At 43.2% G+C, this 24,436-nt stretch carries 19 protein-coding genes and 1 tRNA gene; 6 read left to right on the top strand and 14 right to left on the bottom strand.

Annotated features, from left to right (window positions below; translation table 11 throughout):
• Positions 1-117: 117 nt before the first annotated feature.
• The 14 genes from fusA to deoC all read right to left on the bottom strand — a co-directional run bounded on the left by fusA (position 118) and on the right by deoC (position 17,128).
• On the bottom strand, positions 118-2,232 hold the full coding sequence (gene fusA, locus QMA00_RS08795) for an elongation factor G (protein WP_076922657.1): 2,115 nt from the start codon (positions 2,230-2,232) through the stop codon (positions 118-120).
• Between the two features lie 27 nt (positions 2,233-2,259).
• Positions 2,260-2,730, bottom strand: a complete 471-nt coding sequence (gene rpsG, locus QMA00_RS08790; protein ID WP_010392135.1) for a 30S ribosomal protein S7 — start codon at positions 2,728-2,730, stop codon at positions 2,260-2,262.
• 97 nt (positions 2,731-2,827) lie between these two features.
• Positions 2,828-3,202 carry a 30S ribosomal protein S12 gene (gene rpsL / locus QMA00_RS08785; RefSeq protein WP_002958885.1) on the bottom strand — a complete coding sequence of 125 codons (375 nt, stop codon included), beginning with the start codon at positions 3,200-3,202 and terminating at the stop codon, positions 2,828-2,830.
• Between the two features lie 194 nt (positions 3,203-3,396).
• Positions 3,397-7,569 carry a DNA-directed RNA polymerase subunit beta' gene (gene rpoC, locus QMA00_RS08780; RefSeq protein ID WP_076922658.1) on the bottom strand — a complete coding sequence of 1,391 codons (4,173 nt, stop codon included), beginning with the start codon at positions 7,567-7,569 and terminating at the stop codon, positions 3,397-3,399.
• A 104-nt stretch (positions 7,570-7,673) separates the two neighbouring features.
• Positions 7,674-11,699 carry a DNA-directed RNA polymerase subunit beta gene (gene rpoB, locus QMA00_RS08775; RefSeq protein WP_076922659.1) on the bottom strand — a complete coding sequence of 1,342 codons (4,026 nt, stop codon included), beginning with the start codon at positions 11,697-11,699 and terminating at the stop codon, positions 7,674-7,676.
• A 269-nt stretch (positions 11,700-11,968) separates the two neighbouring features.
• Positions 11,969-12,331: a 50S ribosomal protein L7/L12 gene (gene rplL / locus QMA00_RS08770; RefSeq protein WP_076922660.1), complete on the bottom strand. Its 363-nt coding sequence runs from the start codon at positions 12,329-12,331 to the stop codon at positions 11,969-11,971.
• Between the two features lie 74 nt (positions 12,332-12,405).
• Positions 12,406-12,900, bottom strand: coding sequence for a 50S ribosomal protein L10 (rplJ, locus tag QMA00_RS08765; protein ID WP_036981014.1), 495 nt, complete (start codon positions 12,898-12,900; stop codon positions 12,406-12,408).
• A gap of 320 nt (positions 12,901-13,220) precedes the next feature.
• Positions 13,221-13,925 carry a 50S ribosomal protein L1 gene (gene rplA / locus QMA00_RS08760; RefSeq protein WP_013463845.1) on the bottom strand — a complete coding sequence of 235 codons (705 nt, stop codon included), beginning with the start codon at positions 13,923-13,925 and terminating at the stop codon, positions 13,221-13,223.
• A gap of 4 nt (positions 13,926-13,929) precedes the next feature.
• The gene (gene rplK, locus QMA00_RS08755) at positions 13,930-14,358 is read right to left on the bottom strand and encodes a 50S ribosomal protein L11 (protein ID WP_008108462.1); all 429 of its coding nucleotides are present in this window, start codon (positions 14,356-14,358) and stop codon (positions 13,930-13,932) included.
• A 217-nt stretch (positions 14,359-14,575) separates the two neighbouring features.
• Positions 14,576-15,133, bottom strand: a complete 558-nt coding sequence (gene nusG / locus QMA00_RS08750) for a transcription termination/antitermination protein NusG (RefSeq protein ID WP_013463844.1) — start codon at positions 15,131-15,133, stop codon at positions 14,576-14,578.
• 4 nt (positions 15,134-15,137) lie between these two features.
• A complete protein-coding gene (gene secE, locus QMA00_RS08745) occupies positions 15,138-15,515 on the bottom strand; it encodes a preprotein translocase subunit SecE (protein WP_013463843.1) in 378 nt (125 codons plus the stop codon).
• A gap of 130 nt (positions 15,516-15,645) precedes the next feature.
• Positions 15,646-15,722: transfer RNA gene (locus tag QMA00_RS08740), tRNA-Trp, on the bottom strand.
• 166 nt (positions 15,723-15,888) lie between these two features.
• Complete coding sequence (locus QMA00_RS08735; RefSeq protein WP_064663604.1) at positions 15,889-16,392, bottom strand: hypothetical protein; 504 nt, start codon at positions 16,390-16,392, stop codon at positions 15,889-15,891.
• The gene (gene deoC / locus QMA00_RS08730; protein WP_028835951.1) at positions 16,376-17,128 is read right to left on the bottom strand and encodes a deoxyribose-phosphate aldolase; all 753 of its coding nucleotides are present in this window, start codon (positions 17,126-17,128) and stop codon (positions 16,376-16,378) included. The genes QMA00_RS08735 and deoC overlap by 17 nt, the downstream gene beginning before the upstream one ends.
• Positions 17,129-17,391: 263 nt before the next feature.
• Here deoC and cysG point away from each other — a divergent pair, with 263 nt between their 5' ends.
• Genes cysG through cysQ form a run of 6 tightly spaced genes read left to right on the top strand, consistent with a single transcriptional unit; the run spans position 17,392 to position 24,345 of the window.
• Entirely contained in the window at positions 17,392-18,813 is a 1,422-nt protein-coding gene (gene cysG, locus QMA00_RS08725) for a siroheme synthase CysG (RefSeq protein ID WP_076922661.1), read from the top strand.
• 43 nt (positions 18,814-18,856) lie between these two features.
• Positions 18,857-19,756 (top strand): sulfate adenylyltransferase subunit CysD, encoded by a 900-nt coding sequence (cysD, locus tag QMA00_RS08720; protein WP_076922662.1) that lies wholly within the window; start codon positions 18,857-18,859, stop codon positions 19,754-19,756.
• Positions 19,756-21,180, top strand: coding sequence for a sulfate adenylyltransferase subunit CysN (cysN, locus tag QMA00_RS08715; RefSeq protein ID WP_076922663.1), 1,425 nt, complete (start codon positions 19,756-19,758; stop codon positions 21,178-21,180). Before cysD ends, cysN begins: the two co-directional genes overlap by 1 nt.
• Positions 21,181-21,213: 33 nt before the next feature.
• A complete protein-coding gene (locus tag QMA00_RS08710; protein ID WP_076922664.1) occupies positions 21,214-22,938 on the top strand; it encodes an SLC13 family permease in 1,725 nt (574 codons plus the stop codon).
• 33 nt (positions 22,939-22,971) lie between these two features.
• Positions 22,972-23,565: an adenylyl-sulfate kinase gene (gene cysC, locus QMA00_RS08705; protein ID WP_013463834.1), complete on the top strand. Its 594-nt coding sequence runs from the start codon at positions 22,972-22,974 to the stop codon at positions 23,563-23,565.
• Positions 23,566-23,574: 9 nt separating this feature from the next.
• Entirely contained in the window at positions 23,575-24,345 is a 771-nt protein-coding gene (cysQ, locus tag QMA00_RS08700) for a 3'(2'),5'-bisphosphate nucleotidase CysQ (protein ID WP_076922665.1), read from the top strand.
• Positions 24,346-24,436 lie beyond the last annotated feature (91 nt).

Genomic DNA, 24,436 nt, shown 5'->3' with positions numbered 1-24,436 from the left:
CGATTGTACCAACGTTTACGTGCGGTTTTACGCGTTCAAACTTTTCTTTTGCCATCTTAAAAAATTCCTAATAAAGAAATTAAAGCCTGACTCAGTATTGAGCCAGACAAGCTAAAATCATATAACAGCGCGAGCTGAAATTATTGTATCTGCAACCTGTTTAGAGGCTTCAGCGTACTTCAAAAACTCCATAGAGTATGAGGCACGGCCCTGTGTTGCAGATCGTAAAGCAGTCGCATAACCAAACATTTCAGATAACGGAACCTGAGCATTAATTTGCTTAAGTCCACCAAGTGCATCTTCCATGCCTTCGATCATGCCGCGACGACGGTTTAGGTCGCCAACTACATCACCCATGTTTGCTTCAGGAGTGAGTACTTCAACCTTCATTACTGGCTCTAATAAAGCAGGGTTTGCATCTAGCGCACCTTGCTTCATAGCGAGTGAACCTGCTATTTTAAATGCCATTTCATTCGAATCTACATCATGGAATGAACCATCATATAAAGTCGCTTTCACGCCAAGTAATGGGTAGCCTGCCAGTACACCTTGAGCCATTTGCTCTTGGATACCTTTGTCTACCGCAGGGATGTATTCTTTCGGAACTGACCCACCTACGGTTTCGTTAACGAACTCGTAAATTGGGGCTTCATCATCCGAAATATCCATCGGTTCAAGTTTAAGCCAGACGTGACCATATTGACCACGACCACCTGATTGACGTATAAACTTCCCTTCAACTTCAACAGTTGAACGAATAGCTTCTCGGTATGCAACCTGCGGCTTACCAACGTTACATTCAACACTGAATTCACGTTTCATACGGTCGACAATGATATCAAGGTGAAGTTCACCCATGCCAGAGATAATCGTCTGGCCTGATTCTTCGTCAGTTTGTACGCGGAAAGATGGATCTTCTGCCGCTAGTTTACCTAGCGCGATACCCATTTTATCCTGGTCAGCGATTGTGCGAGGCTCAACCGCAACAGAGATAACTGGTTCTGGGAACTCCATACGCTCAAGCGTAATAATAGAGTGCGGATCACACAGTGTTTCACCTGTTGTTACGTCTTTGAGACCAATAGCCGCCGCGATGTCGCCTGCGTGGACTTCTTTGATCTCTTCACGTGAGTTTGAATGCATCTGAACGATACGACCAAGACGCTCACGCTTACTTTTTACTGGGTTATATACCGCGTCACCCTGTTTAACAGTACCAGAGTAAACACGGAAAAAGGTTAAAGTGCCAACAAACGGGTCTGTTGCAATCTTGAATGCAAGAGCAGCAAACGGCGCTTTATCATCAGCAGGACGCTCTTCCTCAGTACCATTTTCTAAGATACCTTGGATTTGTTTCACTTGTGTTGGTGATGGCATATATTCAACAACGCAATCAAGCACAGCTTGAACACCTTTGTTTTTAAATGCACTACCACACGTCATGGGAACAATTTCGTTCGCTAATGTGCGTTGACGCAAAGCATTTTTAATTTCTGCTTCGCTTAACTCTTCACCTTCTAAGTATTTATCCATTAGTTCTTCAGAGGCTTCAGCAGCGCTTTCAACTAAATGAGAGCGCCATTCTTCGGCTAATTCCTGAAGTTCTGCCGGTATTGCCTCATAAGAGAAAGTCATACCCTGGTCTTTATCATTCCAGTTAATGGCTTTCATTTTAATAAGGTCAATAACACCTTTAAAGTCGTCTTCAGCGCCAATAGGCAGCTGGACTGGAACAGGCGTTGCTCCAAGACGAGATTTCACCTGACTTACAACCGTTAAAAAGTCAGCGCCCGTGCGATCCATTTTATTTACGAAGATCATTCTCGGAACTTCGTATTTGTTCGCTTGACGCCAAACTGTCTCAGTTTGCGGCTGTACACCCGATGAAGCACAAAGAACAACTACCGCACCATCTAGTACACGTAAAGAACGCTCTACTTCGATAGTGAAATCTACGTGTCCTGGGGTATCAATAATATTGATGCGATGGTCGTCAAATTGCGCGTCCATCCCTTTCCAGAAACACGTTGTTGCAGCAGAAGTGATTGTGATACCACGCTCTTGTTCCTGCTCCATCCAATCCATAGTTGCAGCGCCATCATGCACTTCACCGATCTTATGAGAAAGACCTGTGTAGAACAGAACACGTTCTGTTGTGGTGGTTTTGCCTGCATCTACGTGAGCACAAATACCGATATTGCGGTAACGCTCAAGTGGAGTTGTACGTGCCATAAAATCCTCTTAAAGGTTAAGGACAGATTACCAACGGTAATGAGCGAATGCTTTATTCGCTTCAGCCATACGGTGAACGTCTTCACGTTTCTTAACCGCAGTGCCTTTGTTGTCAGCAGCGTCAACGATTTCTTGAGCTAAACGTAAGCCCATAGATTTTTCGCCACGCTTACGTGCAGCGTCTACTAACCAACGCATACCTAATGCGTTGCGACGTACTGGACGTACTTCAACTGGTACTTGATAAGTTGAACCACCAACACGGCGAGATTTAACCTCTACCTGTGGACGGATGTTATCAAGTGCAGTTTCAAAGATTTCTAGGTGCGACTTGCCTGATTTCTCAGCAGCCACGTCTAGCGCACCATAAACGATTTTTTCAGCAGTAGATTTCTTGCCGTCTAACATTACGATGTTAACGAACTTAGCAAGAAGTTCCGATCCGAACTTAGGATCTGGAAGAATTTTACGTTGACCTATTACGCGTCTTCTAGGCATTTTGTATCTCCGGTTTATTCAGGTTTGCTCTTTCGAGTCAATCACCCAAAACAATAATTAATAATATTTAGTGCTTGGCCTTACTAACGGAAAACAATTAGCCTTTAGGGCGTTTTGCACCGTATTTAGAACGAGCTTGACGACGGTCGCTTACGCCTGCACAGTCAAGTGCACCACGTACAGTGTGGAAACGCACACCTGGTAAATCTTTAACACGACCACCACGGATTAGGATTACACTGTGCTCTTGAAGGTTATGACCTTCACCACCGATGTATGAAGTTACTTCGAAACCGTTAGTTAAACGTACACGAGCTACTTTACGTAACGCCGAGTTTGGTTTCTTAGGTGTAGTTGTATATACGCGAGTACATACACCACGCTTTTGCGGACACGCTTTAAGCGCAGCTGAGTTACTTTTAGTAACCTTGCTACGACGTGGCTTACGCACTAGCTGGTTAATAGTTGCCATTTAAATAGCTCCTGAAATTAAAATTACTACTGAAAAAAATAAAAAATCCGCCCTTGTTTTACAAGCATGTATTAAACGTGCAAGTAAATGGGTGGCGGAATTTTAATGAGCAAAGATTGACCTGTCAACCTAAACCGCTCGCAAGGCAGTAGATAACTACCTTGTGAAACTCTAATCTATTGATTAGATTCGGTTTATTGATTTCCAGATAAATCCGCGTTTAAGGCATCAGTGAGTGCTTGAGTTGCCTCTTCCGCACTTACCGTTTGCTCTTCAACAACGTCTTTTTGCTTACGACGAGCCATACGCTCTTGATGATACGCAAAACCGGTACCGGCTGGGATCAATCGACCCACAATTACGTTTTCTTTCAGACCGCGTAGTTCATCGCTCTTACCATTTACAGCGGCTTCTGTTAGGACACGAGTTGTCTCCTGGAACGAGGCTGCTGAGATGAAAGATTCTGTCGCTAGTGATGCTTTTGTGATACCCATTAACTGGATTTCAAACTTAGCTGGGATCTTACCTTGAGCTTCAAGGTCGCGGTTTGCGATATTAACGCGTGCCACTTCAATTTGCTCACCGGCTAAGAACTCAGTATCACCACCGTCTAGAATGATACATTTACGTAGCATTTGACGAATAATAGTTTCAATGTGCTTATCATTGATCTTAACGCCCTGCAAACGATAAACCTCTTGCACTTCGTTAACAATGTAATTAGCAACATGAGTCACACCACGAAGGCGTAAGATGTCATGCGGTGATTCTGGACCATCGGCGATAACTTCACCTTTAGACACTTGTTCACCTTCAAACACGTTAAGCTGACGCCACTTAGGAATCATTTCTTCGTAATGATCGCCTTCAGCTGGTGTAATAACTAAACGTTTCTTACCTTTAGTCTCTTTACCGAAGCTAATAGTACCGGTGATTTCTGCAAGGATTGCAGGATCTTTTGGTTTACGTGCTTCAAATAAGTCGGCTACGCGTGGTAGACCACCCGTGATATCACGAGTTTTCGAACCTTCTTGCGGAATACGTGCTAATACGTCACCTGGGTTTGCAGTCGCGCCGTCTGTTACTTCAATCGTAGTGAATGAAGGAAGACGCGTTTCTTGCAATCCACGCTCATCACTTTCAATGATAAGCTTTGGCTCTTTCGCATTCGCTTTAGCAAGATCTTTAACAACTACACGAGTTAAACCCGTTAGTTCGTCAGTCTGTGCTTCAGTGTTTGAATCATCGATATCGCTGAACGATACTTTTGATTTATGCTCAAGAACGATTGGGTGACTATGCGGGTCCCAAGTAGCAACGATGTCGTTACCTTGAACTTCTGCATTGTCATGCACTGTTAATACCGCACCGTAAGGTACTTTATAACGCTCTTTCTCACGACCATAGCTATCAATGATAGTGATCTCGGTAGAACGAGAGGTAATAACAATCTTACCGTCTGTATTTAATACATATTTAGCGTTGTGAAGTTTTAATGTACCGTTTGTTTTAACTTGTACATTATTCTCAGCAGACGCTCTTGATGCCGCACCACCGATGTGAAAAGTACGCATTGTAAGCTGTGTACCCGGCTCACCGATTGATTGAGCTGCGATAACACCTACTGATTCACCCGCGTTGATGATATGACCACGTGCAAGGTCACGACCATAACACTTAGCACATACACCAAAGTCGTTATCACAGGTGATAACTGAACGTACACGCACTTCATCTACTGAGTGCTCTTCTAAAAGGTCACACAGTTTTTCGTCAAGCATGATGTTACGTTCAACAAGTACTGTATTAGTACCTGGTATTACAACATCTTCAGCAACAACACGACCTAGTACACGTTCGCGAAGTGCTTCTACAACGTCACCACCTTCAATTAGCGGTTTCATTGTTAAGCCATCTTCTGTGCCACAATCGTCTTCGTTGATTACCAAATCTTGTGCAACGTCTACTAGACGACGCGTTAGGTAACCCGAGTTTGCTGTTTTCAGTGCAGTATCGGCAAGACCTTTACGCGCACCGTGCGTTGAGATGAAGTACTGAAGTACGTTTAGACCTTCACGGAAGTTAGCCGTGATTGGCGTCTCGATGATTGAACCATCTGGACGTGCCATTAGACCACGCATACCTGCTAGCTGACGGATCTGAGCGGCACTACCACGAGCACCTGAGTCGGCCATCATAAACACTGAGTTAAATGACGGTTGCTCTTCTTCTTCACCTTGCGCATTCACTACGGTGTCTTTTGACAAGTTCGCCATCATTTCACGTGATAAGTTTTCATTTACACGTGACCAGATATCGATAACTTTGTTGTACTTTTCACCAGCCGTAACAAGACCCGATTGGAACTGTTGGTTGATTTCAGTTACTTCAGCTTCAGCTGATTCAATGATTGATGCTTTCACTGGTGGGATAACTAAGTCATCGATACCAATTGAAACACCTGACTTCATTGCGTAGTGGAAACCGGTGTACATAACTTGGTCAGCAAACACAACAGTGTCTTTTAAACCAAGACGACGGTAACACTCATTTAATAAGCTAGAAATTTGCTTTTTACCTAGGGCTTGGTTGATTGACTCAAACGGCATACCTTTAGGTAAAATAAGAGACAGAATTGCACGACCCACTGTAGTATCAATGATAGTAATTGTATCTTCTACAACACCATCTTCATTAGCTACTGATTGGCTAATACGTACTTTCACTTTTGCGTGAAGGTCGGCATTACCACTACGGTATGCTTTTTCTGCTTCTTTTGGATCTTTAAATACGGTGCCTTCGCCTTTCGCGTTAATGCGGTCACGCGTCATGTAATAAAGACCTAATACAACGTCCTGTGAAGGTACGATGATTGGCTCACCATTAGCAGGCGATAAGATGTTGTTTGTAGACATCATTAACGCACGAGCTTCTAGCTGCGCTTCAATTGTTAGCGGTACGTGTACCGCCATTTGGTCACCATCGAAGTCGGCGTTGTAAGCCGCACATACTAATGGATGCAAATGAATCGCTTTACCTTCGATAAGCACAGGTTCAAACGCTTGGATACCCAAACGGTGAAGTGTTGGTGCACGGTTAAGTAATACTGGATGTTCACGAATTACTTCATCTAGTACATCCCATACTTCCGCTACTTCACGCTCAACCATCTTTTTAGCTGCTTTGATTGTCGTAGCCATGCCGCGACGTTCTAATTTGCCATAGATGAATGGTTTGAAAAGCTCTAATGCCATCTTCTTAGGAAGACCACACTGATGAAGCTTAAGTGTAGGACCAACCGTGATTACAGAACGGCCAGAATAATCTACACGCTTACCAAGTAAGTTCTGACGGAAACGACCTTGCTTACCTTTGATCATATCAGCAAGCGATTTAAGTGGACGCTTGTTAGAACCTGTAATTGCACGACCACGACGACCGTTATCAAGTAGCGCATCAACCGCTTCTTGTAACATACGTTTTTCGTTGCGTACGATAATATCTGGTGCAGCTAAATCTAGTAGACGCTTAAGACGGTTATTACGGTTAATAACACGACGGTAAAGGTCATTTAGATCAGATGTCGCAAAGCGGCCACCGTCTAGTGGTACTAATGGACGTAAGTCAGGTGGCAATACTGGAAGTACTGTCATGATCATCCACTCAGGGTTATTACCTGATTGGTGGAACGATTCCATTAACTTAAGACGTTTAGTGATCTTTTTACGCTTAGTTTCAGAGTTAATTGTTGGTAACTCTTCACGCATCTCTGCAATTAATTGAGCAAGATCGAGTTCACGAAGCAAGTCTAATACTGCTTCAGCACCCATCTTCGCTTCAAACTCATCGCCGTGCTCTTCAAGTGCATCTAGGTATTCTTCTTCACCTAATAGCTGACCACGCTCAAGCGTTGTCATACCAGGCTCAGTTACTACGAATGATTCGAAGTAAAGAACACGTTCAATATCACGAAGCGTCATATCAAGCATTAAGCCGATACGTGACGGTAATGATTTTAAAAACCATATATGCGCAACTGGACTTGCCAGTTCTATATGACCCATACGGTCACGACGCACTTTAGTGAGTGTTACTTCAACGCCACACTTTTCACAGATCACACCACGGTGTTTAAGGCGTTTATATTTACCACATAAACACTCATAATCTTTCACTGGGCCGAAAATACGGGCACAGAATAAGCCATCGCGCTCAGGCTTGAAAGTACGGTAGTTAATAGTCTCAGGTTTCTTTACTTCACCGTATGACCATGAACGAACCATGTCTGGTGAAGCAAGACCAATGCGAATTGCATCGAATTCTTCGGTCTTATTTTGTTGCTTCAGAAACTTAAGTAAGTCTTTCACCTTAGCTCTCCTGTCGGAGTTAATCTTGAGGACGGATGTTCTCGTCCCTACATTCTATTCAGCCATAACAGATGCTGCAGCGTTCACTGCAGCATCTAATTGGCTTAATTTTCTTCCAACTCGATGTTGATACCCAGTGAGCGGATTTCTTTCAACAATACGTTGAACGATTCTGGCATGCCTGGTTCCATTTTATGGTTACCATCAACGATGTTTTTATACATCTTAGTACGACCGTTCACGTCATCCGATTTCACTGTTAGCATTTCTTGTAGAGTGTAAGCAGCACCGTAAGCTTCAAGTGCCCATACTTCCATCTCACCAAAACGCTGGCCACCGAACTGTGCTTTACCACCCAGCGGCTGCTGAGTAACAAGGCTGTAAGAACCAGTAGAACGCGCGTGCATCTTATCGTCAACCAAGTGGTTAAGTTTAAGCATGTACATGTAACCTACAGTTACTTGACGTTCAAACTGATCGCCAGTACGGCCATCATAAAGTGTAACCTGACCACTTCTAGGGTAGCCGCCTAGCTCTAGCATATCTTTGATTTCGTCTTCTTTCGCGCCATCAAATGCAGGAGTAGCAATCGGTAAACCACCTTTCAAGTTTTCAGCTAAACGACGAATTTCGTCATCAGAGAAACTAGCGATATCCACAACCTGACGAGATTCACCGATCTCATAAGCTTGTTTGATGAATTCACGTAGCTCATGAAGCTCGCGTTGCTCTTTCATCATTTCTTCTAAGCGCTCACCAATACCGCGTGCAGCTAGACCCATATGTGTTTCAAGGATCTGACCGATGTTCATTCGCGATGGTACACCTAGTGGATTTAGTACGATATCTACCGTACGACCTTTGTCATCGTATGGCATATCTTCTACTGGTACGATAGTCGAGATAACACCTTTGTTACCGTGACGACCCGCCATTTTATCACCCGGTTGGATACGACGTTTAACAGCTAAGTATACTTTAACAATTTTAAGTACACCTGGTGCTAAGTCGTCACCTTGGGTAATTTTACGACGTTTGTTTTCAAACTTCTTATCGTATTCAGCTTTAAGCTCATCGTACTGTGCAGCTAGTTGCTCAAGTTCAGCTTGCTTGTCTTCTTCAGCAAGACTTTGAGTTAGTAACTTTTCAGCATTCAGTGACGTTAAGTTGTCTTCATCGAAGCCAGCTGCCACAAGTAACTTGCGAGCACGCTCTAAAACACCAGCTTCTAGAATACGGAACTCTTCGTTGAAGTCTTTCTTCGCTTCGCGAAGCTGCATGTCTTCAACTTCTAACGCACGTTTATCTTTTTCAACACCATCACGGGTGAAAACTTGTACGTCAATTACAGTACCAGTTACAGAGTTTGGTACACGTAAAGAGCTGTCTTTAACGTCAGACGCTTTTTCACCGAAGATAGCACGTAGTAGCTTTTCTTCTGGTGTTAATTGCGTCTCGCCTTTCGGAGTCACTTTACCTACTAGGATATCGCCGCCTTTAACTTCAGCACCAATATATACAACACCTGATTCATCAAGCTTGCCTAGTGCAGATTCACCCACGTTCGGGATATCTGCTGTGATCTCTTCTGAGCCTAATTTAGTATCACGGGCGATACACTGTAGTTCTTGAATGTGGATAGTCGTTAGACGATCTTCTTCAACTACGCGCTCTGATAGTAAGATTGAATCCTCGAAGTTGTAACCGTTCCATGGCATGAATGCCACACGAAGGTTTTGACCAAGGGCTAAGTCACCTAAGTCAGTCGAAGGACCATCTGCTAACACATCGCCACGAGTAACCGGTTCACCAACCATACAAGTCGGCTTTTGGTTAATACATGTATTTTGGTTAGAACGTGTGTACTTGGTTAAGTTGTAGATGTCGATACCCGCTTCACCAGGGATGCGCTCTTCTTCATGTACATTAACAACGATGCGACTTGCGTCGGCATACATTACTTCACCACCACGTTTAGCAACAATCGTTACACCAGAATCTTTTGCTAGTGTTAACTCAATACCTGTACCTACTAACGGTTTGTCCGCTTTCAATGTTGGTACTGCTTGACGTTGCATGTTTGAACCCATCAATGCACGGTTAGCATCATCGTGTTCTAGGAACGGGATAAGTGCTGCCGCTACAGAGATCACCTGTTGTGGTGATACATCCATATATTGCTGGTCCATGCGACCCATAAAGGTTGATTCACCTTTGTGACGACATGGAATAAGTTCATCTACAAACTCATTGGTTTCAGTTAAGTTTGAGTTCGCCTGTGCGATAACAAACTGACCTTCTTCAATGGCTGATAGGTAATCAACTTCATCAGTTACTACACCGTCTACCACTTTGCGGTAAGGTGTTTCTAAGAAACCGTAGTCATTGGTACGTGCATACGTAGACAATGAGTTAATTAGACCGATGTTTGGACCCTCAGGAGTCTCGATTGGACATACGCGACCGTAGTGAGTTACGTGAACGTCACGTACTTCAAAGCCAGCGCGTTCACGAGTTAGACCGCCCGGACCTAATGCAGAAATACGACGCTTATGCGTTACTTCTGATAGCGGGTTATTTTGGTCCATAAACTGTGATAACTGAGACGAGCCGAAGAACTCTTTAACCGCTGCCGAAATAGGCTTAGCGTTAATAAGATCTTGTGGCATTACCGCATCAAGGTCACCTAAGCTTAAACGCTCACGTACAGCACGTTCTACACGTACTAAACCTACACGGAATTGATTCTCAGCCATTTCGCCAACACTACGTATACGACGGTTGCCTAAGTGGTCTATATCATCAACATCGCCAACACCGTTACGAATAGCAATCAATACTTTCATAACCGCTACGATGTCTTCTTTGCTTAATGTGCCAGGGCCTGTGTCTGAATCGTAACCAACACGGCTATTGAACTTCATACGACCTACTGTTGATAAGTCATAGCGTTCTTCTGAGAAGAATAAGTTCTCAAATAAGGCTTCAGCCGCGTCTTTCGTCGGTGGCTCGCCTGGGCGCATCATGCGATAAATTTCTACTAGTGCTTCTAAACGGTTGCTTGACGAGTCAATATTCAACGTATTTGACATGTAAGCGCCGCTGTCCACTTCATTGATGTATAGTGTATCAATGGTCGTGTGACCGGCTTTAACCAATTCAGCCATCATTTCAAGCGTTAGCTCGTCATTTGCAGTAGCAATGATTTCACCTGTTGACTCATCAACATAGTTCTTCGCTAATACACGGCCAATGATGTACTCATGTGGTACTTCTAATTGCTTAATGCCTTTTTTCTCGATGCTCTTGATGTGGCGAGCCGTAACACGACGACCGCTTTCAACAAGGACTTCACCGTCTTCGCTCTTGATATCAAAAGCGGCAGTTTCACCACGTAAACGTGAAGGCACAAGTTCCATAAGAACTTTACCGTCAGCGATTTCAAACGCAGTAGTATCGAAGAAGATATCTAGGATTTCTTCACTCGTGTACTCAAGTGCACGTAAGATGATAGACGCCGGTAATTTACGACGACGGTCAATACGTACATATAAGTTATCTTTTGCATCAAATTCGAAGTCTAACCATGAACCACGGTAAGGAATTACACGTGCGTTATAAAGCACTTTACCTGACGAGTGAGTTTTACCGCGGTCGTTATCAAAGAATACACCAGGGCTACGGTGTAGCTGAGAAACGATAACACGCTCTGTACCATTGATTACAAAAGTACCGGTATCGGTCATGAGCGGAATTTCGCCCATGTAAACTTCTTGCTCTTTAATGTCTTTAACTGTGCCTGGAGCTTCTTTGTCCATTACTACAAGACGCAGTTTCACGCGAAGTGGAGCAGAATAAGTCACACCGCGAATTTGACATTCTTTTACATCGAATACTGGCTCACCAATACGATAACTTACGTATTGAAGCTCAGAATTTCCCGAGTAGCTTTTAATTGGGAACACAGAACGGAAGGCAGCTTCCAAACCATGATCGCCATCAGCGTCCGGGACTAAGAATTTTTTAAACGATTCTAACTGCGTCGACAGTAAGAAAGGTATATCCAAAACTTGTGGACGTTTACCAAAATCCTTACGGATACGTTTCTTTTCAGAATAAGAGTAAGCCATGGGGTTCCTCAGCTTGCTGATCTTTGACCCGACCTGTTCTTGTAAGAACAGACTTAACTGGCATCTATGCCAAGATGTACAACATTTAACTGTTGTTCCAACTTAATCCCACCTCAACACTAGCAAACTATAAAGCGTTGAAATTAAAGAATAAATCAGATTTTATTTGCGCTATAAGAATAGTCGCTCTATAGCGCAAAAAGGCCGGTGATTAAATAATCACCAGCCCTTGCCTGATTTCTCAGGCAGCGAACCTAGCAAAAGCTAGATTACTTAACCTCAACTTCAGCACCAGCTTCAGTAAGTTCTTTAGCAAGAGCTTCAGCTTCTTCCTTAGAAATACCTTCTTTAACTGGAGTTGGAGCAGCTTCAACAAGTGCTTTAGCTTCTTTTAAGCCAAGACCAGTTGCGCCACGAACAGCTTTGATTGCCGCAACTTTATTAGCGCCAGCGCCAGTAAGGATTACGTCAAATTCTGTTTTCTCTTCAGCAGCTTCAGCAGCAGGACCTGCTACCACAGCAGCTGCAGCAGTTACGCCGAATTTTTCTTCCATTGCTTCAACTAGAGCAACAACGTCCATTACTGACATTTCAGCAATTGCGTCAAGGATTTGGTCTTTAGTTACAGACATTACAAATTTCCTAATAATTAACGGACTCTAAGGTCCAAATAAATTTACACCGAAAGGGATTAAACAGCTTAAAATTAAGCAGCTTGCTCTTCTTTCTGTACACGTACTGCTTCAATTGTTTTACACAATTTACCAGCAGACGCTTCTTTCATAGCGCTCATTAAGCGTGCAACAGCTTCGTCGTATGTAGGTAGAGTTGCAAGCATAGCTGCATCTACTACATTACCTTCAAAAGCGGCCGTTTTAAGCTCAAATTTCTCATTCTTTTTCGCGAAGTCTGAAAAGATACGCGCAGCAGCACCTGGGTGCTCTGATGAGAAAGCGATTAAGCTTGGACCAACAAATGAATCAGATAGGCATTCAAAGTCTGTTCCTTCAAGAGCACGTTTAGCTAGAGTGTTACGGACAACTTTCATCCAAACACCATTTGCACGAGCTTCTTTACGAAGGGCAGTGATTGCACCAACTGTTACACCACGAGAATCTGCAACTACTGCAGATAGAGCACCAGTGGCTGCTTCGTTGACTTCAGCAACAATTGCCTTTTTGCCTTGAAGATTTAAAGCCATGGGTGTTACTCCTGGTTTAATGGGTTACCGTACATCGGCTTCCCTGTTTTACTCTTCCCCACCAATAAAGGTGGAGATGCTTTTTACGGCGAGAGCCAGAAGATTAGGAAAAATCTATCTGGGGATTCACACCGTCTACGTAGGTAGTATTAAGGCCGAAGCCGCCTACGGTCTTGGACGGAAGCCCAATTTATCGCGTTGCCCGAAGGCGCTTCGAAATTATGGACTTCAACCCGAATTCTTTACTTTGCGATTAACTAAATTAATCAGCAAAATGGCGCAAAATTATAGTACAAATTTCACGCCATGTAAACACTCAATTAAGCAACAACTGTGCTTAAAGTGCTTTGGTCAACAGAAACACCTGCGCCCATTGTTGTAGAGATAGTTACTTTCTTCAAGTAAACACCTTTAGCTTGAGAAGGTTTAGCCTTCTTAAGCGCAACAATTAGAGCTTCAAGGTTTTGTTGTAACTGCTCAGCAGTGAAATCAACCTTACCAATCGTAGTATGGATGATACCATTTTTGTCATTGCGGTAACGCACTTGACCTGCTTTCGCATTTTTAACTGCTTCTGCAACGTTAGGTGTTACAGTACCAGTTTTAGGGTTTGGCATTAGACCACGTGGGCCTAAGATTTGACCTAGTTGACCAACAACACGCATAGCGTCTGGTGATGCAACAACAACGTCAAAATTCATCTCGCCTTTCTTGACTAGTTCAGCAAGATCTTCCATGCCTACTAATTCAGCACCGGCTTCTTTTGCAGCTTCTGCATTAGCGCCTTGAGTGAATACAGCAACACGAACGTCACGACCAGTACCGTTAGGTAGTACAGTCGCACCACGAACGTTTTGATCAGATTTACGAGCATCGATACCAAGGTTAACAGCAACGTCAACACTTTCTACGAATTTAGCTGTCGCTAATTCTTTTAAAAGAGCAACTGCTTCGTTAATTTCGTAATCTTTAGTTACTTCCACTTTTTCGCGGATAGTACGCATACGTTTAGTTAATTTAGCCATTATCTTAGTCCTCTACGTTCAAGCCCATCGCACGCGCAGAACCTGCGATAGTGCGAACCGCAGCTTCTAAATCAGAAGCTGTAAGGTCTGGTTTCTTTGTCTCAACGATTTCTTCAAGTTGAGCACGAGTTACTGTGCCTACTTTTTCAGTGTTAGGACGGCCTGAACCAGATTTGATACCTGCAGCTTTCTTAAGTAAGTAAGCAGCCGGTGGCGTTTTCATGTCGAACGTAAATGAACGGTCGCCGTAAACAGAGATCACTACAGGAACTGGAGCGCCTTTTTCGATAGATTCTGTACGTGCGTTGAACGCTTTACAGAATTCCATGATGTTTACACCGTGTTGACCTAGTGCTGGACCTACTGGAGGACTAGGGTTAGCCATACCAGCAGCAACTTGTAGCTTGATTAGAGCTTCAACTTTCTTAGCCATTATAAATACCTCATTAGGTGGGTCTTAGCCTTGTGCGCGCGAGGACGCGTACTCTAGCGGCTTCCCAGTTTAAAAATTGGTTTCTCACTTTCTGCAAACAGTTAAACAACCGTTTTCCCTGAATACAAAAAGGCCGCTGATTATAAGTTAATCAGCGGCCTTTTTCAAGCTTCGTGCCAAAAATTTAAAAGTTTTTAACGCGACGCTTTTAAATCAATTACTTATCTTGTTCAACTTGACCAAATTCAAGTTCAACTGGCGTAGAACGACCAAAAATAAGTACCGACACTTTAACGCGGCTCTTTTCGTAGTCAACTTCTTCAACCACACCACTAAAGTCTGCAAATGGACCATCAGTAACACGAACCACTTCACCCGGCTCAAACAATGTTGCTGGTTTAGGCGCTTCAGCGTTTTCTTGTAGGCGATTAAGAATGCGATCAGCTTCTTTAGAACTAATTGGTGCAGGACGGTCTGATGTACCACCAATAAAGCCCATAACACGTTCAGTGCTATTTACTAAGTGCCAGCTTGCATCGTTCATATCCATTTGTACTAGTACGTAACCTGGGAAGAATTTACGCTCAGACTTACGCTTTTGACCAGCACGCATCTCAACTACTTCTTCAGTAGGAACTAATACTTCACCAAAGCTATCTTCTAGGCCTTTGATTTTAATGTGCTCTAATAATGTTTGAGCAACACGCTTCTCATAACCTGAGAAAGCTTGTACTACGTACCAACGTAGTTTCTTTTCGTTATTCTCATCCGACATGGGATCAGATCTCCAATCCAGTTAAAAAGCCTACAGCGCGGAATAAAATGCCATCTAATCCCCAAAGGATAAGTGCCATAATCACTGTTGCAACCATTACGATTAATGTCGTGTGCGTTGTTTCTTGACGCGTTGGCCAAATTACTTTGCGTACTTCAATACGCGCTTCTTTAGCAAAAGCAAGGAAGGTACGTCCCTTAAAAGTTTGCGAAGCAATAGCTAAACCCGCCGCTATTGCAACCACAACGCCAATAGCACGTAGTAATACAGACTGATCTGCAAACATATGATTACCAACGACTGCGCCTGCAAGTAGCGCAATTGCTACTAACCACTTTACTGACTCCATCCCACTTGATGGTGTTTCTATATTCGTGCTCATAATATTATTACCTTAACTACAGACACAACAACCCTGCACGTCGACAGGGTTAATCCATTAAAATCTAAACTTAAAAACAAGCTTTCTCAAACCGATTTTTAGTTCTAGACTTTATTCACTTTGTAAAAATTGGCAGGGGCGGAGAGATTCGAACTCCCAACCGTCGGTTTTGGAGACCGCTGTTCTACCAATTGGAACTACGCCCCTGCAAAGTGGATGCCTATTATACTTACGCAATTCATTAACACAAGAGTAAAGATAGTCATCTGATAAAATCTTCACTGTTAATAAGTTTATAGACCTGATAATCAAATTAATCCTGTGGCTTTCATCCGTTTAGAAACATTTAATACGTATTAGTCAAATCTCTTTTTTAATGATCTACTCGTAATAACTCACCGCGATAAAAATCACACAGTAACCATATTTGTTCAAATTGATGGGTATTTGGAAAACATACTTTTTTGACTGCCGCTTCAAAGTCGCTCTTATGCCAAATAGTACTAGCGTTACGAATTAACAACCACGTACGCTTTGAATAATAACGCTTAGTCGCTTTTTGCTTTAATAAGCGCTCCAACGCTGATTGCAACCGGTGTTCGCTTGGTTGTTGCGCCATGTCGGCTAAATCACGCTGCATTTGTATCGACAGTGGCCGGCCTAACACGGCCATGGCTTCCGTTTCACTGGCGTATAAATGCGCCACCTCTATATCGAGTTGCTGATTTTCTTGATAACAGCTTACATCGGGTCTATTCGGTTCATTGTGCCAAATATGGCGCATGTGAATTCCCGTTTGTTGTTCATAACATCGCAAAAACAATTTGGCCGCATCGTGCTCTAACTGTTGTTTTTCGGCATCACTGCTGCGCTTCATTCAACACCTTATAAACGTCATTTAACAGCGATGAAGCGCCAAACCTAAATGTTTCTGGTGCTAAATAATCATGCCCCATAATCTCGGTTGCTAGTTGCAAATAAGCATTTGCATCTACTGCGGTCTTGACTCCACCAGCAGCCTTAAAACCAACTCGCTTTGATGATTTTTTGATGGCTTTAAGCATTATTTCAGTCGCTTCAAGCGTGGCATTCACCGCTACTTTTCCTGTACTGGTTTTTACAAAATCAGCTCCGCCTTGGATGGCAAGTTCGGTTGCTTGAGTAATAAATGCTGCCGTTTTTAGCTCGCCAGTTTCAATGATCACTTTGAGCTTAGCACGGCTGCCACATACCTTTTTACTCTCACTCACGTATTCCAGCACGGTATCTGCTTCACCTTTTAAAAGCGCTTTATAAGGAATGACTAAGTCAATTTCATCGGCCCCCCGCTCTATGGCTATCAGGGTTTCATTGAGTACTTCATTGAGTGGCGCATCACCAGAGGGAAAGTTAGTTACGGTGGCCACTTTTACATGGCTCAATAAGCGATTAGCAAGTGCTATTTTAGCGTCATCAACAAATTCACTAAACACACAAAGCGCAGCAGGCGTGCCTAGCTTAGGGTTTATACTGTTTACTAATGCGTTAATACTGGCTTGACTATCATCAGTGTTTAAACTGGTTAAGTCCATTAAGCTAACGGCTAGCGTGGCGTTTTGAGTATTGTTTGTCATTTTATGCCTATGAAATTGTGTGACCTTAACCTATATAAGAGCATCATAGCTTAAACTTGCTATAGCTCATAACCAAACACTATAAGCGCGTTTTTTATACTAAATGTCACTCTACCCCTTACTAAATACGATTTAGACCTAAAAAACATGATTGATATAACTTTTAAGAATATCAACTAAGATTTAATTATTTTTTACTTATCAATAGCCACTATATTCTGCTTCTCAGTTAAACACTTTATTATTTTTAGGGGCGTTATTCAGTGCAATATTTACCTATCTTTACCAAACTCGACAACAAACCCGTATTGGTTGTTGGCGGTGGAGAGGTTGCCTTGCGAAAATGCCGTGCGTTTTTAAAAGCACGCGCCGATGTAACGCTAGTTGCTCCTTGGTTTTGCGAAGAATTAAAAGAACATGCGCATAATGATGAAGTAACATTAATAGATGCCTATTTTGAAGAGTCGCATCTTGATGGCAAAATTTTGATTATTGCCGCCACCGACAACGATGAAGTAAACAACACCGTATTTGAACTCGCCAATGCGCGTAATGTGTTTGTAAACGTGGTGGATGATCAACCTAAATGTACCTTTATTTTCCCCTCTATTGTTGATCGCAACCCAATTACCATTGCGATTTCAAGTGCAGGTACCGCGCCGGTTTTAGCAAGGCGCTTACGTGAAAAGCTCGAAACACTTATTCCGCAGCATATCGGCCCACTCGCTAACTTGGTCGGTGGCTTTCGCCATAAAGTAAAGCAACGCTTTAAACATTTTGCTGATCGTCGCCAATTTTGGGAAGGCGTGTTTGATTCATCAGTAGTAAGCAAAGTTCAAACCGGTGATACCCATGGCGCTGAACAACAACTAGAGAAAATGCTAGATGCCAAAGTAGAGCCAGAAGGTGAAGTATACGTAGTGGGTGCAGGCCCTGGGGATCCAGAGTTACTCACCCTAAAAGCATTGCAGCTAATGCAACAAGCCGACGTGGTGGTATATGATTATTTAGTTTCCGACGAAATTATGGAATTAGTACGCCGCGATGCCGATTTAATTTGTGTGGGTAAGCGCTTAGGCGATCATAGCGTAGCCCAAGAAGACACTAACCAGATGCTAGTTGATTTAGCGCAACAAGGTAAAAAAGTATGTCGTATTAAAGGCGGTGACCCATTTATTTATGGTCGTGGTGGCGAAGAAGTACAAGTACTGGCAGCCAATAACGTAAATTACCAAATAGTGCCAGGTATAACGGCGGCCGCAGGCTGTAGTGCCTATGCAGGTATTCCTTTAACGCATCGCGAGCATGCTCAAGCTATTCAATTTGTTACTGGTCACTGTAAAAAGGAAGGCCAAGAGCTTAATTGGCAGTCGCTTGCACAAAAAAACCAAACACTGGCTATTTATATGGGGGTGATTAAATCGCCGCATATTCAAGCCGAGCTATTAAAACATGGGCGAGAAGCAACAACACCAGTGGCAATTATTGAAAACGGCACACGTAAAAATCAACGCGTAGTTACCGGACAGCTAGACCAATTAGCGCAGCTCATTGAGCAGCATCAAATAATTTCGCCCGCGTTACTCATTATAGGTGAAGTGGCCTCACTACATGACCAATTACACTGGTTTGGTGAAAAAGCGCAGATCAGTAGCTTTGCTCAACCACTGACAGACGTAGCGTAATTTAACAGATTCTAATTTAATCATTTTAGTAGGACGACCAACAATGGCTTTAACTCACCTTCAGCAACTTGAAGCTGAAAGTATCAAAATCATGCGCGAAGTCGCCGCTGAGTTTGAGAACCCAGTTATGCTTTACTCAATCGGTAAAGACTCATCGGTGCTTTTGCATCTAGCTCGTAAAGCATTTTATCCTGCGAAGATTCCGTTTCCGTTATTACACGTAGACACCAACTGGAAGTTTCGTGAAATGATTGAGTTTCGAGACCGTTTAGCTAAAGAGTACGGCTTTGATTTAATCGTACACAAAAACCCTGAAGGTATCGAAATGGGTATAGGCCCGTTTACACATGGCTCGGGTAAACATACCGATATCATGAAAACTCAAGGGCTAAAGCAAGCGCTTAATAAATACGGTTTTGATGCCGCATTTGGTGGCGCACGTCGTGATGAAGAGAAATCACGGGCTAAAGAGCGTGTTTACTCATTTCGTGATAAACACCATCGCTGGGATCCTAAAAACCAACGTCCTGAGCTTTGGAATACCTATAACAGCCAAGTGAACCCAGGAGAAAGCATTCGTGTATTCCCACTGTCTAACTGGACTGAACTAGATATTTGGCAATACATATATCAAGAAAACATCGAAATGGTGCCACTTTACCTTGCTAAAGAGCGCCCTGTAGTAGAGCGCGATGGTACTTTAATTATGGTTGATGACGAGCGCATGCCACTTAATGAAGGTGAAGTACCGCAAATGAAGTCGGTTCGCTTTAGAACATTAGGCTGTTACCCACTAACCGGTGCGGTTGAATCAACGGCAAGCAGCCTAACAGAAATTATTGAAGAAATGTTGCTATCGTCGTCATCTGAACGTGAAGGTCGGGTGATTGATCATGATTCAGCAGGCTCTATGGAGAAGAAAAAACGTGAGGGGTATTTCTAATGTCTAACCTAAATAACGATACATTTAATGAAGTAAAAGAAATTGGTATAGACGCTTACCTAGCACGTCAACAAGATAAAAGCTTATTGCGTATGCTGACTTGTGGCAGTGTGGATGACGGTAAATCAACCTTAATTGGCCGCCTACTGCATGATAGTCACCAAATTTATGAAGATCAGCTAGCCGCGCTTCATAAAGATAACGAAAAAGTGGGTAACGCCGGTGAAGATCTTGATTTAGCACTGTTAGTAGATGGCCTACAAGCTGAGCGTGAGCAAGGTATAACAATTGACGTAGCGTACCGCTACTTTTCAACCGCTAAACGTAAGTTTATTATAGCCGACACCCCTGGGCATGAGCAGTACACCCGTAACATGGTAACGGGTGCATCAACCAGTGATGTTGCCATTATTTTAGTGGATGCACGTTATGGCGTGCAGGTACAAACTAAGCGCCATAGCTTTATTTGTGACTCATTAGGCATTAAACAGTTTGTGGTTGCGGTTAACAAAATGGATATTGTTGATTTTGATGAAACCGTTTATGAAAAAATTAAAGCCGATTATTTAAAATTTGCCGAGCAACTTAACGTATCAAATATTAAGTTTGTGCCTATGTCGGCGCTTAAAGGCGATAACGTAGTAACTCGCTCTGCGCACACTCCTTATTACACTGACAAGCCGTTGCTTGAGCTGTTAGAAGATTCACCAGCCGCTGAAATCGACACCGGTTTTGAAGCGCGCCTTCCGGTGCAGTATGTAGCTCGCCCTAATTTAAACTTCCGTGGTTTTCAAGGCACGCTTACATCGGGTAAATTACGTGTAGGTGATGAAGTAAAGGTACTGCCTTCAGGTAAAACATCTAGCATTAAAGAGATTGTGACTTTTGATGGCAACCTCGACACCGCCGAAGCTGGCCAAGCAATTACGGTTACTCTCAATACTGAAATAGATATTAGCCGAGGAGACGTTATTGTGCCTGCAAATTCGCAAGCTCAAGTAACCAACCAATTACAGGCTAAAATTGTGTGGATGCACGAGTCGCCATTGGTGCTTGGTAAAAGCTACAACCTTAAACTTGGCAGCAAAAACACCTCGGCCACGGTCACAAAAATTGATCACACTATTGATATAAACACGCTAGAGCATGGCAGTGCAGATTCATTGCAGTTAAACGAAATTGCGATTGTGACACTGGAGCTGACCGAGACTATTTTAGCCGACCAGTACCATCATAATCATGAAACCGGTTCGTTTATTCTTATTGATCGCTTATCAAACTTAACGGTTGCAGCAGGAATGATAGAACAGGTACTGCAAAGTGAAGAAAACGCAGGACAATACAGCGACTTTGAAGTTGAATTTAACGCCCTCGTACGCAAGCACTTCCCGCATTGGCAAGCGCTTGATATTTCAAAGCTATAACGTTAATGAACGCCTGTTAGGAACATTTAAAGCATGGTAGAACAGCTCATTTTAACAGGCATTATGTTGCTTTTAGTCGGGTGCCTTTTTGGCACCCGTATTAATCCTGCATGGTTATTTGTAAGTGCCATAGGCACAAGCTATCTAACTGGGTTAATAGATTTAGAAAACATGCTGGTTAATTACACTAACTCATCATTAATTACTTTAGTGTTATTAATTGTAGTGTCGATAGCGATAGAAAAAACCACGCTTATTCAGCGTTTAGCCAAATCGTTATCCAATGGTAGTTTAGTTAAGTCAGTAACTAAATTAGGGCTGTCTACCGCCTTTTTATCGTCGTTTACTAATAATACCGCGGTAGTTGCCTCATTAATTACCGCCATAAAGGATAACCCAAACCACTCTCCCTCAAAGCTATTGTTACCCCTGTCGTACACCGCGATTTTAGGGGGTACTATTACGCTTATTGGCACCTCTACTAACTTAATCGTAAATGGCTTTGCAGTAGATGCGGGCATGGCGCCACTGGGCTTTTTTGATTTTACCTTGGTGGGTTTGGGCGCACTTAGTGTGGGCTTAATTACTATTTTGGTGATGCTAAAATGCCTGCCCGACAATGGTAAAAATAGCCAAGAGGTGGTGCCTTTTTATCTAGAAGGGAAAGTGCAAACTGGTTCTAAACTAATAAATCGTACTGTAGAAGAAAATGGTTTACGCGATTTAAAAGACTTGTTTCTGGCTGAAATTATTCGTGATGGCAACCGTATTTGCGCCGTGACCCCCCAACATATTATTCAACAAGACGACATACTGCTGTTTGTAGGCGATATAAAGTCGGTACCTTTGCTCACTCGCTTTGACGGCTTAAAAGTGGTGCACGACAAACACGAAAAAGACATAGAGCACCTCGTTGAAGTTGTCGTTAGTCAGTCGTCTAAATTAATTGGCAAAACGGTAAAAGAAGCCCGCTTTAGAGAGCAATTTCATGCGGCCGTTATTGCTATTCGCCGTGGGCATGACCGTTTACAAGGCGGGCTTGGGCAAGTGCGATTACAAGCGGGTGATTCACTCATTCTCGCCCCTGGTAAAAGCTTTTATGACTTAACTAACTTAAAGCGCGAGTTTGTGTATATTTCAGGGCTTGATTTACAAACCCACCTCAGTGCAAAGCAATCAAATATTGTATTGTTAAGCTTTGCGGGTGTACTGGGATTAAGTATTTTAGGTGCAGTACCGCTGGTTAAAGGCTTGTTAGTGTTACTTATTGGCCTAATGCTGTGTGGTACTATCAAACTAAGCGAAATAAAGCGCCGCTTTCCTATTGAGTTACTTGCTGTCGTGGGCAGTGCTATAGGTTTAGCTAAGCTGATGATAGGCACCGGCCTTGCCGGGCAAATATCAGACGCCATGTTTGTAGTGCTGGGCGACTTTGGCCCTTATGGCGCGTTTATCGCTATCTTTTTAATGACCGTATTATTTACCGAATTAATCACTAATAATGCTGCTGCAGCGCTATCGTTTCCGGTTGCCTACTCACTAGCCATTGGCTTTAACGTAGAACCTTTGCCGTTTATTATGGCAGTTGCATTTGGCGCTTCAGCCAGCTTTATTTCTCCTTTTGGTTATCAAACTAATCTAATGGTTTATAGCGCGGGTAACTACCGACTAAAAGACTATGTAATGATGGGGCTACCGCTTTCTATTATTTATTCAATTACCGTACTGACTTTGATCCCGCTGGTATTTCCGTTTTAATGCCCGCGTTTATAGCATAAAGAGACATAGCAAATGGATAACAATATTGTTTGGCATAATTACGCCACCACTAAAGTACAGCGCAGCGAACAAAAAAAGCATAAGAGCGCTATTATATGGTTTACTGGTTTTTCTGGCTCAGGTAAAAGTACCGTTGCGAATGCACTAGAAGCAGCACTCAATCAGCAAGGTGCGCACACGTACCTACTTGATGGCGACAATGTACGCCATGGTTTATGTAAAGATTTAGGCTTTAGTGATGCCGATCGCGTTGAAAATATCCGCCGCGTAGGCGAAACCGCCAAGCTAATGGTTGACGCTGGTTTGTTAGTCCTTACTGCGTTTATATCTCCTTTTAAAGCTGAGCGCGACATGGTTCGTGAGTTAGTTGATGAGGGTGAATTTATCGAGGTATTCATCGACACCCCTCTTGAGGTGTGCGAAAGCCGCGATCCAAAAGGCTTATATAAAAAGGCACGCGCCGGTGAAATTAAACACTTTACTGGGATTGATTCAACTTACCAGCCGCCGGTTAATCCTGAAATAATTTTAGATACCAGTAAAAACACCCTAGACCAATCGGTAGCTCAACTGATAACGTATCTAAAACATCAGCATATACTATAGGCCCATCTAATGAACCAAACTGAACTGCTAGAAGAAACCCTTATTCTCGCCCGCAAAGCGGGAAGCGCGATTATGGGTATTTACAACAAAGACTTTAACGTTGAATACAAAGCTGATGAAAGCCCCGTAACCGACGCCGACTTAGCAGCTCATAAAATCATTAGTGCAGGGCTCAAAAAGCTCACTCCCGATATTCCTGTATTGAGTGAAGAAAGTGCCGACATTGGTTGGGACGTACGCCAAACATGGAACAGCTATTGGCTGGTTGACCCAATTGATGGCACCAAAGAATTTATTAAAAAGAACGGTGAATTTACCGTTAATATTGCCCTAATCGAAAATGGCAAACCAGTTTTAGCTGTGGTTGATGCCCCTACGCTAGGTGTATCATACATAGCCGCCGAAGCCATTGGTGCTTTTAAAGACAAAGGCGATGAGCGCATCGAGCTTAAAGTTACCACCAAGCCTAACAAAGGCCTTATTCGTGTTGTAGGTAGCCGCTCGCACCCCTCTCCTGATTTAGCTGAATTTGTAAAAAGCTTTGATGAGGTTGAAATGGTGTCAAAAGGCAGCTCACTGAAACTGTGTTTAGTCGCCGAAGGCAGTGCCGACATATACCCGCGCTTAGGCCCAACTTGTGAATGGGATACCGGAGCAGGCCACGCCATCGCCGAAATAGCCGGTGCAAAAGTCACTCAACTTGATGGCAGCCCGCTTTTGTACAACACCAAAGATGAGTATTTGAATCCATTTTTTGTGGTATCAGCACTCGAGGAATAAAGGTAGTTGAGCGTAAGTTGGGTTGAGCGAAACGAAACCCAACAAATACCTGCGGGCTACGGGTTACGGGCTTAGAGTCGCGAGCAGCTAA

It is taken from the genome of Pseudoalteromonas sp. APC 3694, assembly GCF_030407565.1.
Lineage (GTDB): Bacteria > Pseudomonadota > Gammaproteobacteria > Enterobacterales > Alteromonadaceae > Pseudoalteromonas > Pseudoalteromonas tetraodonis.
This window is presented reverse-complemented; position numbering and strand designations above follow the sequence as displayed.

Bases quoted from the DNA above. Each gene is read 5' to 3' on its own strand.
- rplA (WP_013463845.1), bottom strand. From the start codon at position 13,925: ATGGCTAAATTAACTAAACGTATGCGTACTATCCGCGAAAAAGTGGAA.
- QMA00_RS08735 (WP_064663604.1), bottom strand. From the start codon at position 16,392: ATGAAGCGCAGCAGTGATGCCGAAAAACAACAGTTAGAGCACGATGCG.
- cysQ (WP_076922665.1), top strand. From the start codon at position 23,575: ATGAACCAAACTGAACTGCTAGAAGAAACCCTTATTCTCGCCCGCAAA.
- cysN (WP_076922663.1), top strand. From the start codon at position 19,756: ATGTCTAACCTAAATAACGATACATTTAATGAAGTAAAAGAAATTGGT.
- rpoB (WP_076922659.1), bottom strand. From the start codon at position 11,699: ATGGCTTACTCTTATTCTGAAAAGAAACGTATCCGTAAGGATTTTGGT.
- rpsG (WP_010392135.1), bottom strand. From the start codon at position 2,730: ATGCCTAGAAGACGCGTAATAGGTCAACGTAAAATTCTTCCAGATCCT.
- QMA00_RS08710 (WP_076922664.1), top strand. From the start codon at position 21,214: ATGGTAGAACAGCTCATTTTAACAGGCATTATGTTGCTTTTAGTCGGG.
- deoC (WP_028835951.1), bottom strand. From the start codon at position 17,128: ATGACAAACAATACTCAAAACGCCACGCTAGCCGTTAGCTTAATGGAC.
- rplJ (WP_036981014.1), bottom strand. From the start codon at position 12,900: ATGGCTTTAAATCTTCAAGGCAAAAAGGCAATTGTTGCTGAAGTCAAC.
- rplL (WP_076922660.1), bottom strand. From the start codon at position 12,331: ATGTCTGTAACTAAAGACCAAATCCTTGACGCAATTGCTGAAATGTCA.
- rplK (WP_008108462.1), bottom strand. From the start codon at position 14,358: ATGGCTAAGAAAGTTGAAGCTCTAATCAAGCTACAAGTTGCTGCTGGT.
- fusA (WP_076922657.1), bottom strand. From the start codon at position 2,232: ATGGCACGTACAACTCCACTTGAGCGTTACCGCAATATCGGTATTTGT.
- rpsL (WP_002958885.1), bottom strand. From the start codon at position 3,202: ATGGCAACTATTAACCAGCTAGTGCGTAAGCCACGTCGTAGCAAGGTT.
- nusG (WP_013463844.1), bottom strand. From the start codon at position 15,133: ATGTCGGATGAGAATAACGAAAAGAAACTACGTTGGTACGTAGTACAA.
- cysD (WP_076922662.1), top strand. From the start codon at position 18,857: ATGGCTTTAACTCACCTTCAGCAACTTGAAGCTGAAAGTATCAAAATC.
- secE (WP_013463843.1), bottom strand. From the start codon at position 15,515: ATGAGCACGAATATAGAAACACCATCAAGTGGGATGGAGTCAGTAAAG.
- cysC (WP_013463834.1), top strand. From the start codon at position 22,972: ATGGATAACAATATTGTTTGGCATAATTACGCCACCACTAAAGTACAG.